Source organism: Pseudomonas helleri (assembly GCF_001043025.1).
Lineage (GTDB): Bacteria > Pseudomonadota > Gammaproteobacteria > Pseudomonadales > Pseudomonadaceae > Aquipseudomonas > Aquipseudomonas helleri.
The window spans coordinates 461,009-473,309 of sequence record NZ_JYLD01000003.1; the positions used below are offsets into that span (position 1 = coordinate 461,009).

The 12,301-nt window shown below is 55.0% G+C and carries 11 protein-coding genes; 5 read left to right on the forward strand and 6 right to left on the reverse strand.

The features are described 5' to 3' along the window. The first annotated feature begins 9 nt into the window (after positions 1-9). The 5 genes from TU84_RS07575 to TU84_RS07595 are packed head-to-tail and all read left to right on the forward strand — an operon-like array spanning position 10 to position 5,129. Complete coding sequence (locus TU84_RS07575; protein ID WP_048368422.1) at positions 10-2,640, forward strand: fimbria/pilus outer membrane usher protein; 2,631 nt, start codon at positions 10-12, stop codon at positions 2,638-2,640. Then, positions 2,633-3,559 (forward strand): fimbrial protein, encoded by a 927-nt coding sequence (locus TU84_RS07580; RefSeq protein WP_048368423.1) that lies wholly within the window; start codon positions 2,633-2,635, stop codon positions 3,557-3,559. The genes TU84_RS07575 and TU84_RS07580 overlap by 8 nt, the downstream gene beginning before the upstream one ends. A gap of 19 nt (positions 3,560-3,578) precedes the next feature. Beyond that, positions 3,579-4,070 (forward strand): fimbrial protein, encoded by a 492-nt coding sequence (locus TU84_RS07585; RefSeq protein ID WP_048368424.1) that lies wholly within the window; start codon positions 3,579-3,581, stop codon positions 4,068-4,070. 50 nt (positions 4,071-4,120) lie between these two features. Next, positions 4,121-4,603, forward strand: coding sequence for a fimbrial protein (locus TU84_RS07590; protein ID WP_048368425.1), 483 nt, complete (start codon positions 4,121-4,123; stop codon positions 4,601-4,603). A 52-nt stretch (positions 4,604-4,655) separates the two neighbouring features. After that, complete coding sequence (locus TU84_RS07595; RefSeq protein WP_227024775.1) at positions 4,656-5,129, forward strand: fimbrial protein; 474 nt, start codon at positions 4,656-4,658, stop codon at positions 5,127-5,129. 10 nt (positions 5,130-5,139) lie between these two features. Here the strand turns inward: TU84_RS07595 and TU84_RS07600 are convergent, their stop codons facing one another. The 6 genes from TU84_RS07600 to TU84_RS26740 form a co-directional block, all read right to left on the reverse strand. Further along, complete coding sequence (locus TU84_RS07600) at positions 5,140-5,784, reverse strand: response regulator (protein ID WP_048368427.1); 645 nt, start codon at positions 5,782-5,784, stop codon at positions 5,140-5,142. A 58-nt stretch (positions 5,785-5,842) separates the two neighbouring features. Next, complete coding sequence (locus tag TU84_RS07605; RefSeq protein WP_048368428.1) at positions 5,843-6,493, reverse strand: response regulator; 651 nt, start codon at positions 6,491-6,493, stop codon at positions 5,843-5,845. A gap of 279 nt (positions 6,494-6,772) precedes the next feature. Continuing rightward, positions 6,773-7,969, reverse strand: coding sequence for an EAL domain-containing response regulator (locus TU84_RS07610; RefSeq protein ID WP_048368429.1), 1,197 nt, complete (start codon positions 7,967-7,969; stop codon positions 6,773-6,775). A gap of 11 nt (positions 7,970-7,980) precedes the next feature. Further along, a complete protein-coding gene (locus TU84_RS07615) occupies positions 7,981-10,749 on the reverse strand; it encodes an ATP-binding protein (RefSeq protein ID WP_048368430.1) in 2,769 nt (922 codons plus the stop codon). Positions 10,750-10,862: 113 nt separating this feature from the next. Next, positions 10,863-11,747: a Dyp-type peroxidase gene (locus tag TU84_RS07620; RefSeq protein WP_048368431.1), complete on the reverse strand. Its 885-nt coding sequence runs from the start codon at positions 11,745-11,747 to the stop codon at positions 10,863-10,865. 100 nt (positions 11,748-11,847) lie between these two features. Continuing rightward, positions 11,848-12,279: a methyl-accepting chemotaxis protein gene (locus TU84_RS26740; protein WP_372242204.1), complete on the reverse strand. Its 432-nt coding sequence runs from the start codon at positions 12,277-12,279 to the stop codon at positions 11,848-11,850. Positions 12,280-12,301: the final 22 nt, after the last annotated feature.

The following is a 12,301-nucleotide window of genomic DNA, read 5'->3' on the forward strand; positions in this document are numbered from 1 at the left end:
GATTCCCTCATGCTGCGAGTGCGCATGTGCGCCTTCGCGCGCCGAGTAAAAAACTTAAGTACGTTAAGCCTTAGTGTTCTCGGCTTCACCGCAACTGCAGCGCATGCGGAATTCAGCTTCGACTCTTCCTTTCTCGAAATTGGTGGCGGTAACACGTCGTCCGAAGTGGCTGAGCAAGTTAAAGCAATGAGCCAGGGGCAATTGCCCGGGATTTACCGGGTTGACCTATCAGTGGATGACCGGGTGGTTGAACAACGCGACATGAACTTTATTCGCGAGACCCCGAGCCAGGTATCTACACCTAACGGCCTGTTCCCGTGCTTTAGCCTTCAAGCCCTGACGGAGCTGGGCATTGACCCCGCGCGCCTGAAGGACGCAGAGATCAGCCCTGACAAGTGTGTGTACTTCAACCGTGAATTGACCGGCGTCACGTACGACTACGACTTCAATAAACAAAGCCTGAACCTGCAAGTGCCTCAGGCTTTTATCGGCGATGTGCCGTTCGAGACTCGCCGCAAAAACTGGAGCAACGGCGAGCAGGTTGCATTTGCCAATTACAGCTTTTCCGGCAGTAACTACGAAACCCAGACCGGCAACCGCCAATCCCAGTTCGGCAGTGTACACAGCGGCATTAATAGCGGTGCCTGGCGCTTTCGCAACTTTTCGACCTGGCAAAAAAGCACCAATGTCGAAGGCAGCTGGAAGTCCGTAGACACCTATGTCCAGCATGACCTGGGCAACCTGATGGCCATTGCCACCGTTGGTGAAAGCTCAACCGACAGCGACCTGTTTGACACGATCTCGTATCGCGGTGTGGGCATTGCGTCTGACCTGGACATGCTGCCCGATGATGCGCGCAACTTTGCCCCGGTGATCCGTGGGGTGGCCAACGGTCGCTCGCTGGTGACCTTGCGCCAGCGCGGCTATGTGATCAGTGAACAGTGGGTGCCGTCCGGACCTTTCGCCCTTAAGGGCCTGTACTCGACGTCCAGCAACGGTGACATCGAAGTGACGGTCGAAGGCCCCAATGGTGAGCGCCAGGTGTATATCCAGTCATTCTCGTCGGTGCCGTATATGTTGCGCGAAGGCCAACAGAGCTACTCGGTCACAGCGGGGCAATTCCGCCCGGCAGACGGTGCGCTGAACTCGCAGAAACCCACCTTTGTTCAGGGTACCTACCGTCGCGGGCTGACAGAGGGCACCACGCTGTTTGGTGGCTCTATCGTCAGCGAGCAATACAAATCGGCACTGGTGGGCTTTGCCCATGACTTCGCTGGCTTCGGCGCCATTTCGCTGGATGTGACCCATGCCATCAGTGATGACATAGGCACGGATTCCAAGACCCTGTCAGGGCAGTCGTACCGCTTTCGCTACTCCAAGTCCATCGACTTGACCGATACCAGCTTCAGCCTGGTGGGCTATCGCTACTCCACCAACGGCTATTACAGTTTTAACGAGGCCATCAGCGCACGCGCCAACAATACGCTGGTGCCGTACACAGATGAAACGCTCAGTAATAACGCTGCTTTTTCTCCCTATTTGGGCGGCCATATGAAAAGCAGCTTTACCGCCAACGTATCGCAACAACTGGGCAGCTATGGCGGTATGTACGCCAACCTGACCAAAACCGATTACTGGAACCGGGCCCAAAGCAATACGTCCATTCAAGTGGGCTACAGCTTCAGTGTCGGCAGTGCTTCGTACAACGTAGGCCTGGCCCAGAACAGCGGCACCGGCGATGACATCCGCAGCGTGTCGTTGAGCGTCAGTCTACCGCTGGGTAACCCCGGCAGCAGCAGCCGTGTCGGCCTGAGTACCAACCAGGACACGGCCGGTAATGCGTCGCGTAACGCGACATTCAGCGGCAATCAATTTCAGAACGACGCACTGTCTTACACCTTGGGTATTAACCAGCAGATCAGCGATGAAGATCGCGTGCTGGGCAGTTCGATCGCGGCCCGTTACAACGCCGCCAATGCCATATGGCACGGTTCTTACAACAGGGATCAAAACACCCGTCAGATGGACTACGGCGTGGAAGGCGGCGTCGTTGCCACCCGCGAAACCCTGATGTTCACCCAGCCATTGGGCGAAACCAACATCATCGTGGCCACGCCGGGGGCCGCCAATGTCGGTGTGTTGACCAAAAGCGGGATCAAGACCAACAGCAGTGGCTACACGATTATTCCGTCAGCCCAGCCGTACCGCAAAAACAAGGTGTCACTCAACACTGACTCGCTCTCGGACAACACTGATATCGCGAATTTGGTGCAGGAAGTCACCCCTAATCGAGGCGCTTTTGTGATGGCTAATTTTGAAACTCACAACGGTCGCCGCCTGTTGCTCAGCATTACCTCCAGCAATGGCAAACCGGCGCCCTTCGCTGCTGAAGCTCAACTGTTCGACCTCGATGGCACGCTATTGAGCAGCGCCATGGTCGCGGATAAAGGCCGGGTATTTATGACCGGCGTACCTGAAAAGGCGCGCCTGCAGATTAACGTCAGCGGCCAGCCGTGGTGCACCCAAGACCTGGACCTGAACACCTACAACCTGTCTGACGCAGGCATTGGGCAAGTGCAACTGCGTTGCAATGCCCAACTGGCCACGCCGGCAGACACAAAGGGGACTCCCGATGCATGATTCCACCGCTAAACCCCGTCGTATGAAGTGGCCAACCCTGGTGGTGCTAGCACTCGGCTTGCTGTTCAGTCTGGCCAGTCAGCAGGCGTTTGCTTTTTACGAAAACAACATGACCTGCACCCCTACAGGCACCCAGGGCATGATCGACCTAGGGAGCTTTAGCCCCTCCGAAAACTTCCAAATACACATGACTGCCAACTGCAGAGTCACGCGTTGGTTTCCGAAGGGGTCCAACCTTTCGTTCACCCAATTTAACCAACGGGGTGTGACCGGCGATTTTGCCGCCTTTCACTTGGGCAGCAACCAATTCCTCACCAAAGGAGGGATGGGTACAACCGGTACAGCTTGCGTGCCGAGTAGCTGCGTTCCACTGACGGTAGGCACCACATTTTCATATGACGTTATATTTGCCGGCAAAATGGGCGCTACCCCGGGCAATTATCTGGTGAGCCTTAATCTGTTCGATACGTCCATCGGGGGGTGGGAGAACTACTCCGACTCCCTTCAAACCCTCGTTCTGCAATACACCGTGGCTCAACCTGCCTGCTCGCTGGGCTCTGCTAAAACCATGAACCTGTCTTTTGGCACGCTCAACAGCAGCGACTTCGCCACCAGTCAGCAAGTGGCCAACGTCACGATGAACTGCACCAGAGGCACGCAAGTGACTGCCACGTTGGTGCCGACCCAAGCCGCCATCAGCGGTAGCACGGGCGTTTCGGCCACCACGTTGGCCGGGCTGTCGATGGCCGCTACCTGGGCCGATAACAATACCGCCGTAACCTTTAACAGCCCGCGCTCGTTAACCCTGAGAACTGGTGCCAATACCATCGGCGTGGGGTTTCGGCCGCGTCTGAATACCAGCGTATCGCCTACCGGCAATTTCAGTAGCCAATACACCCTCAACATCACCTATCCATGATCAGGCCAGGAGCTCAACCATGACATTACGCTTATCGCTGGCCGCCGCAATCATTGCTGGCATGGCCTGCATCTCAGCCAACGCCGCCACAGACACCGTCACCGTGAATGTCAGCGGCACCCTCACACGTCCGCCTTGCACATTGACTAGCAGCAAGACACTCACCGTTAACTTCGGCACGATGCGCTACGACCAAATTGCGGCGGCATCGATGGTCGATATTCCCGTCACTATGACCTGTCCGGCCAACTCGGCCCTGAGTATTAGCGTCAAGGCCTCCAACGTATTTCAGGGTTCAACGACTCAAGCTTATGCAGGGAAAGACAACCTGGCTTACTTGATGTACTGGAGCAGCGATAACTCAGCCGTCAACGTCACGGGCGTCAAACGCAATCTGACCAACCAGAGTGGCACCGTCGACTTGAGCATGAAGGCCAAACTGACTGCGCTGGGAGCAGTCACCGAGGGGACATTCAACGCCTCCACCGTTATCAGCATTGAATACTTGTGACAGCGTTTCTCTCGCCAACTCCGCCTGACCGCCAACAACAGGAACGCATCATGAATAAACACCTTATAGCCCTTTCACTGCTGGGCATGGTCATGTGTGGCAACGCCTATGCTGACAGCGACAGCAGCACACTTACCGTTAAAGGCACGTTGATTCGTCCACCTTGCACATTGACCAGCAATAAGGTGCTGACCGCCGATTTCGGCACCCTGCGTTATGACCAGGTGAGCACTGCTGCACAAATCGATGTCCCGGTGATCATGACGTGCCCGCCAAACTCAGTGTTGAATATCAGTGTCACGGCGTCTTCGGCGCTGTCGGACACCGTGGCTTCGGCAGGCAGGACAAACCTGGGTTATTCACTGTTCTGGAAAAGTGACAGCACAGTCATCAACATCAAGGGCACCAAGCGCAACGTCACCAACCTCAATGGTGCGGTTGATCTGAGCATGAAGGCTAAATTGATTGCGCAAGGTGCACTGTCCGAAGGCACGTTCACGGCCTCCGCTGTAATTAATATCGACTACTTGTGATATGCCCATGATTGCTCGAATAACTCTATGGTTCGCGCTATTGGTCGTACTCGTGCTGGGTTTGAGTACTGTCAGCTGCGCCGCAGACGCCCCTTCACTGGATATCAAGGGCACGCTGATAAAACCGCCGTGCACGGCCAGTTTCCCGGCCTCGCAAAGTATTAACATCCCGAAGGTGAACCTTAATTCACTGCGCACTGACATCAGTGAATGGACCGATGTGGACCTCGATTTCACGTGCACCAAAGGCAGCCTTGTGCACCTGCGCTTAAGCGCCGGCAGCGGTTCTTTTGACAGTACGACGCTGCGCACCTCGCTCGACAAGCTGGGGCTAAAAACCCGCCTGAGCAACATGACCCTTACCGAGAAAGTGATGGATTTGAAGCTGGGCGACCAACTGATCTTCCCCATTCAAGACACGCAGCTAAAGCTCAAACTGTCGGTCAGACCGGTGAAAACCGGGCAAGAACTGCCCGAGATAGGCAATTACAGCTCAACCCTGTTGCTGGAAATGATCTACCTGTAACTCAAGCCAGTCAGGCAAACAGATTGGCCTTGATGCACAGAATCAACAGCGCCTGATCACTGTCGACATCAAGCTTGCGCATGCCTGATATTTTCAGCGTGCTGATGGTTTTGATACTGCGATTCAAGCTCTGCGCTACATCACTCACGCTCATGCCTGAGGCAAACAGACGCAAGACTTCAAACTCCTTGACCGAGAGCTGGCTGAGCTTGTGCGAAATGCCGTCCATTTCTTCGCTCGACGCGCCCTCATGCGAGTTGTGCTGGTAATGCCCTTCACGATAGAACGCATCCAGCGCCACCAGAATCTGCTCCAGACCGGCGTTCTTGGAAATCACACCGCTAATCCCTAACTCATACAGCCAGGCCAGAATCTGCGGGTTGGAAATCACCGTCAGGATCAACACCCGGGGCTCAGGGAAATGCCGGCGCAAATACTCGACCAGGCGCGTGCCGTCGCCATATTGTTCATCGCCCGGCATGTTGTAGTCGGTAATGATCACGTCAGGTCGCAGTTGCGACACCTTGCTGATCAACTCAGACGAATTCATGGCTTCACCCACGACCTTGAAACGCGGATCACGCTCTATGATTTCGCGCACGCCCATCAACACAATCGGATGATCGTCGGCCAGTAATACTCTCATTTTGGGCATGACGTTTATGACTCCAGTCCTGAAAGACAGGTTGCTGTGAACGGCCGGGATAGAAGGCTTATGACTCGAAAGGATCGGCCTTGATACAGTAAGTGAGCAGCGCGTGATCCGTGAGCACTTCCAGCTTGTGCATCGCAGAAATTTTTTGTGTGCTGACGGTTTTTACGCTGCGGTTTAACAGCTTGGCAATCTCGCTCACGGTGCTTCCAGTTACAAACAGCCGTAGCACCTCAACCTCGCGCGGCGAAAGGTTGGAGAAACGCTCATCGATCACTTTAGCGTTGGCCAGAACAGACATTGGCTGGACACTCGGCGCGACATAAGGCCGATCATTGGCCAAGGCGTTCAGCGCCTTGCCGATTTCTTCGTGGATGTGGTTTTTGGCAATCACCCCCGCCACGCCCATTTCCAATAATCGGGAGATGATCAGTTGATTGCTGACCATGGTCAGCACCAGAATTTTCACCGCCGGAAACTGTTCAATGATGTATTCGATCAACTGCAGGCCATCACCGTAAAGGTCATCACCGGGCATGTTGAAGTCGGTTATGACCAGATCGAGCTGATTCGACACCAACAGTTTGATCAACTGCGATGAGCTGACGGCCTCCCCGACCAACTCAAAACGCGTGTCGCGCTGGATCATCTCCCGCAGGCCTACTAAAACCACCGGGTGGTCATCGGCAATTACTGCCTTTATTTCGTGCATTGCCCTGACTCCAAATTAATGACGCATCGCTCTTTATCGCTGAGTGAATTCGAGGTTAGGCCAGTGTTCGCCCGGTCAATCGAGCGAACAATGATCAGGGCGTACACAGACGTACACATCACCAATCTGGAGTGCATGGACGGCAAGGTCAGCCTGCTTGAAATCCCCCTCGCAGGACTGCAAAAGGCAGCACTCCTTGCTTCCTTGAACCGCTGATACGTTGTGCTGAAAGAATAAAAAAGTTGGCCGAGCGGCCTGCCCATCATTTTTTGTGCAACGTTACCCCCATGATGGCTTGGAGCTATCCTCCAACAAAAGAGTTCCAAAATCAGCCGGTGAAACAGCCCCGCAAATCAGAAAACCCTGCGCTTGATCACAGCCAATACGACGCAGAAACGCTAGCTCTGCCTGAGTTTCTACGCCTTCGGCGACCACCGTCAGGCCAAGCTTTCGACTCAACTCAACCAGGCTGCGCAAGGCAGAAGCCAGATTTTCATTTTCGACACAGCCATGCACCAGCGAACGATCAATTTTGAGTTCACTGAAAGGCGTGGACACCAGATTGAAATAAGAACTAAACCCCTGACCGAAGTCATCCTGGGCCAAGCCGAACCCCATCATCCTTAAGCGGCAAGCCCCTGCGTAATAATTACTGAGCTCTTTGGTGGTTGAGCTTTCCATAAGCTCAAACACGATGCTGCGCGGCTCCCCGCCCTCAGCCACCACGTAATCACGCAAGCGGTCCGCCAATTGGTGGTTATCCAGCAAATGCGTGGGCAGGTTGATGGAGACGGGAATATCCCACCCTTGGTCGCGCCATTTTCTTTGCGCTTGCAGGGTTTGCTCCATCATCAACCACAATAGACGCTCTTCCAGCCCCTGTTTTATCAACAATGATAAAAAATCTTTGGGGAGTAATGTTCCGGCTTCCGGGTGGACCCAGCGCACCAATGCCTCGGCACTGAGAATATTGCCGTTGAGCAAGGACTTCTTAGGCTGGAACCAGGCCTGGATCTCGGCGTTGTCCATCGCTCGCACAATGCTGAACGGGTCGACTTCAATGGTCAGCGCAGGGTCTGTCAGACCGTTCAGGCAGTAAGCAGCCATCTGCTCCTTTAAGCGCATGACGGCATTGAGCTCAACCGGCTTGGAGATTAAACCAACTACCGATATACCCAGGTTTTTTGCCACCAGCCCCGCGCTGATCAACATACGCCGTGATGACGCACTCATCAGCGCCAGCGCCGGACGCTTTTTCAATGCGGCAATTTTTTGGATCAACTGCACACCATCCATGACGGGCATCAGTAAATCGGTGAGGAGCAGGTCATAGTTATGGCGCGCCAGGTGCTCCAACGCCTCATCGCCATCCCATACAGTGTCAACCTTAAAGCCGCCCACCTCACTGAACACATTCAGCAAGTACTCATGCTGAAAAGGATGATCCTCAACGACCAAAACACGATATGGTTTCACTGGACCCTCCTTTAGAAGTGCTGAAGACAGTTGTACAAGGTGTGCAGCGTAAAAGGCTTGATCAAACAGTGGTTCATCCCCGCGCGCAGGCAGCGCTCACCCTCATCGCGCATCGCATTGGCGGTGGCACCGATAATGGGCTGGGTCACGTTCATGGAGCGCAATTGGGCTGCCAATTCATAACCGTTCATTCTCGGCATATTGACGTCAGTCAGTACCAGATCGAACTTGGCGTCTTGCCACATGCCCAAGGCCTCCAGCCCATCACTGGCCAAGGTCACTGAACAGCCAAGTTCCTCCAATTGATCACGCAAAATCAACTGATTGATCACGTTGTCTTCAGCGACCAGGATTCTCAGATCAAGTTTGAACTCGTGCTTTTCAGCTTCCGGGTCAAGGAGCGTATCAGCGCTGGTGCCTTGTGCCTTGGACAAGGCACGGTAGACGTCTTGCAAGCTATTCAGATTAGCCTGCCAACACAGAGTGCCCGGATTGATCGGTGACGACAGATCACTGGCGGCCACTACGGCAGGGCCGGTCCACTCGGGCTCCAATCGTTGCGCAAAAGCCCCAGGGTGCAGCTCCAGTAACACGTCGCCCTTTAGTACGTCGCCAGGCTTGGGCAGGCCTATATGGGCACGCGCGCCCCAGCGACGTAACCAGCCGCAGTAACACTCGGCCAGCTCACGCAGGGGTGATACCACGTACACCACACTGGGCGCCAAATCGCCCATGGGGCTTGGGTGCTCTTTGTCTCGCACCTGCTCCAAAGGCAAATACAGGGTAAAACTACTGCCTAAACCGGGTTCACTCACCAGCCGCATGCTGCCGTTCATCAGGTGCATAAGGCGCTTGCAGATGGAGAGACCCAAGCCGGTTCCGGCAACCACATTTTTTGCCGACTCCACTTGGTAAAAAGGCTCGAACAACCGCGCTTGTTCTTCAATGGCGATGCCTTTTCCGGTGTCCGACACCTGCCAATGCAGCAAGACGCGCTCATCATCACGGCTGTCCATTTTGAGCCGCAGGACAATTTTGCCGTTGTCGGTGAATTTCAACGCATTGTTGAGCAGGTTATTGAGGATCTGGCGGATACGGGTGACATCCCCGCTGAGCCACTCGGGCACAGTCGAATCAATCAAGGCAAACAGTTGCAAGCCCTTTGCTTGCGCAGCCCCGCTATAGCCTTGAACAACTTCTTCGATCAGCTCCATGGGGCTGAAGGTGTTCAATTCCAGCTGCAACTGGCCCGCTTCAATGCGTGACACATCCAGCACGTCGCAAATCAATTGCAGCAAATTGCCAGATGAGCGCTCGATGGCTTTCAGGTAGTTGTTTTGCTGGTCATTAAGCTCAGTGCGTGCCAGCAGTTCGAGCGTGCCTAAAACGCCATACAGCGGGGTTCGAATTTCATGGCTCATGGTCGCCAAAAATAGAGTCTTGGCCTCATTGGCACGATCAGCCAATTGCCGGGCGCGCTCCAGCGTCACTTCAATTTGCTTACGTGCTGTGATGTCGCTGAAGGCGCAAATCAGCACGTCCTGGCCGTTATAACGAGTCGGCGCGAATGCGAGGTAGAGAAGCCGGCCATCTTCCATCTCTACTTCATCGCTGGTGCTCGCATCACGTTGGTCAAACGCACGAGAAATCCAACCATGGCACAATTTGCTTCGCTCACGGCCGCTACCCAGCCACTGTTGCGACAGGGAGTTTTCCAGCACCACCGTGCCATCTGTACGGCGAATTACGCACAGCGCAACCGGAGCAATTTGCAATACGGCGCGGTTGAACGCCTCACTTTCAATCAGTGCTTGAATACGTTTTTCACCCGGGGTGATCAGCCGCTTGTCGATGCGCGCAATGAGCAGGCGCAATCCGATGCACGATGCGATCAACAAGAACACACAGCCCAGTAAAGGCCACATCAAAACAGGCAACAGGGTACGAATATCTACGGCATAGACGATTTGCCAATTCGAATAACCAAGTTTTTTTCTGATCGCCAGACTGTCTGGAAACCATCCACGCCCAATAAAGCCGAAAGAGTTTTTAGGCGCCAGCGTGTGCAAAGAGTCCACTAACGTGGATTGCACCGCATTGGTGAAAATAATTTGCCCATTGCCGTCCAGCAGCATGAAATCGCCAGCGCTTTCACTGCTCAAGGCGTCTATAAGATCCGCGCCTTCGACCTCAATGCCCAACCACCCTGATGCCAGGTTGCGGTTATCCAGTCGGGCAAATAGATAAAAGGGCGAATCCAGGGCTTTTTTATCAGTCAGCCATAGATCATCGCGTAGTGAATACCATTTGCTGGCTTCATCCTCCAGACGTTGCAGGATCTCCTTGGGCACGGGCCTCAAGTGACTTGTGGTGTTAAACAAGCGAACCACCTCTGGGTCTTGCGCTTGCGACACATACAACAGACTGACTTTACTCTCGGACAGGTGCTCTACCATCCGCTGGGTCAGCCATAGGTTCCAACGATCATTTTCGCTGCCCAGACTAATGCTTGTCTCTTCTTCAGGATCAACACTGATGAAGGGCGCGTGGCCGGGTTTATCAGGCACAGCCGCCAGCACCAGACTCTTGAGCAAAGTCTGGCGGCTGACGAAAAAATCCTGGGCATTGAACACCGCTTCGTTCATGACACTGCGGCGCTGAGAGACCTCTTGGTTAAACACCGCGCGCAAATAGATCAACGAGCCAGCAATCACCGCAATGATCAGGCCAGAGGCAAATAAGTGGAGTAGTTTTCGGGCAGCTTGAGGAGTCGATTTCATCCCGCGAGCCTAAGCCGCGAAAATGTTAAAAATAATCAGACAATTCCTGAAACGGCAAAATCAAGTCGCTGGCGAGTGACCCAGGGCTGCGTCCCTCGCCAGCGATACCTCGCTTAAGCGGGGCGAAGCGCGCTCAGGTCCAGGCGGCCGTCTTTAAGCGGCGGGCACCAGTAGTAACCACCGTTCAACGGGCGGCTGAAGCTGTAGAGGGCGTCTACAATGCCGTCTTCCATGCCGCTCATGCGGCGCAGTTGAACTTCAAAGGCGTTCAAGGTGCGGCTGAACGAGACGAACATCAGCCCCGATTTGCCGTTTTCAATCCAGGGCATGGAACGGCGTACGGTGAAGGCCTCAGGCGAGAAGCTTTCTTGTGCGGTGCGTTTGACGTGGGCCGATTCCGGCGCGTCGTCGAGTTCTTCGTTGTCGCTTTTACGGCGGCCAATCATGTTGTCCTGTTCGGCCTGGGGGCGGGCGGCAAAGCCATTGAGGTCGTGTTGCCACTGTTGCACGGCAACAAACACGCCGCCGTCCAGCCCCGGACCTGCATTGGTGACGATGGCCGCGTCTACCGCTGCTTCGTCCACCGGGTTCTCGGTGCCGTCCTCATAGCCGGTCAGGTCGCGGTCGGTGTTGTAGAGGAAGCCTTCGGTCACTTGCAGCAGGTTGAGCGCAGGCGCCAGCGCCGTCTCAATGGCCTGGCTGCGGTGCAACAGCTCGCCACGATCATCACCCCACAACCACAGCCACAGGGCGTGTTGGGTCGACGGGTTTTCCACCACGGCATTGAGTGCGGGGAAGACGCGCAGCCCCGGCACTTTTGCGCCCAAGGCCAGTACCAGCGGTGAACCCAAGCCTGCTACCACGCTTTTGCCGTCTACCCACTGCGACAAGGTGTCGAGTGCAGCCGGCAGTGCTTCTACAGACTTGAGGGCGAAAAACATATAGCGCGCCTGCGGCGGCACGGGTTTGGCGAGGATGCCGGGCTGGTAAAGACTCATAGAAACTCCTTCAGGAAAGCCTGGAGTTTACGCCTCACCAGCGACTTTTCGGACACCAAAGGGTTATTTTTGTTGGCCCATGCCCTACGTAGATCAAGTCTTAGGCTGATAGCTGATTAGCAAATCGCCCTACGACATCTACCACCTTTTTCGCGCCATCCTGAATTTCGACAATCACCGTGCCGGCTTCCGCGGCCAGAGACAGGCCCTCTTCGGCTTGCCGTTTGCCGTCGGCAATCAACGCCACGGCATGGCTTGCCATGTCTTGGTTCTTACGCACCACAGAGATGATTTCTTCGGTGGCCTTGCTGGTGCGCGAAGCCAGTTGGCGCACTTCATCGGCCACCACGGCAAAGCCGCGCCCTTGCTCACCCGCGCGGGCGGCTTCAATCGCGGCGTTAAGCGCCAGCAAGTTGGTTTGCTCGGCAATCGCGCTGATGGTTTTGACGATGCTGCCAATGACCTGCGACTGATCGTTCAGTGCTTCGATGCCATCGCCTGCTTGCTGCATGTGCTTAGCCAGCTCACGCATCACATCGACCGCTTGTGTCACG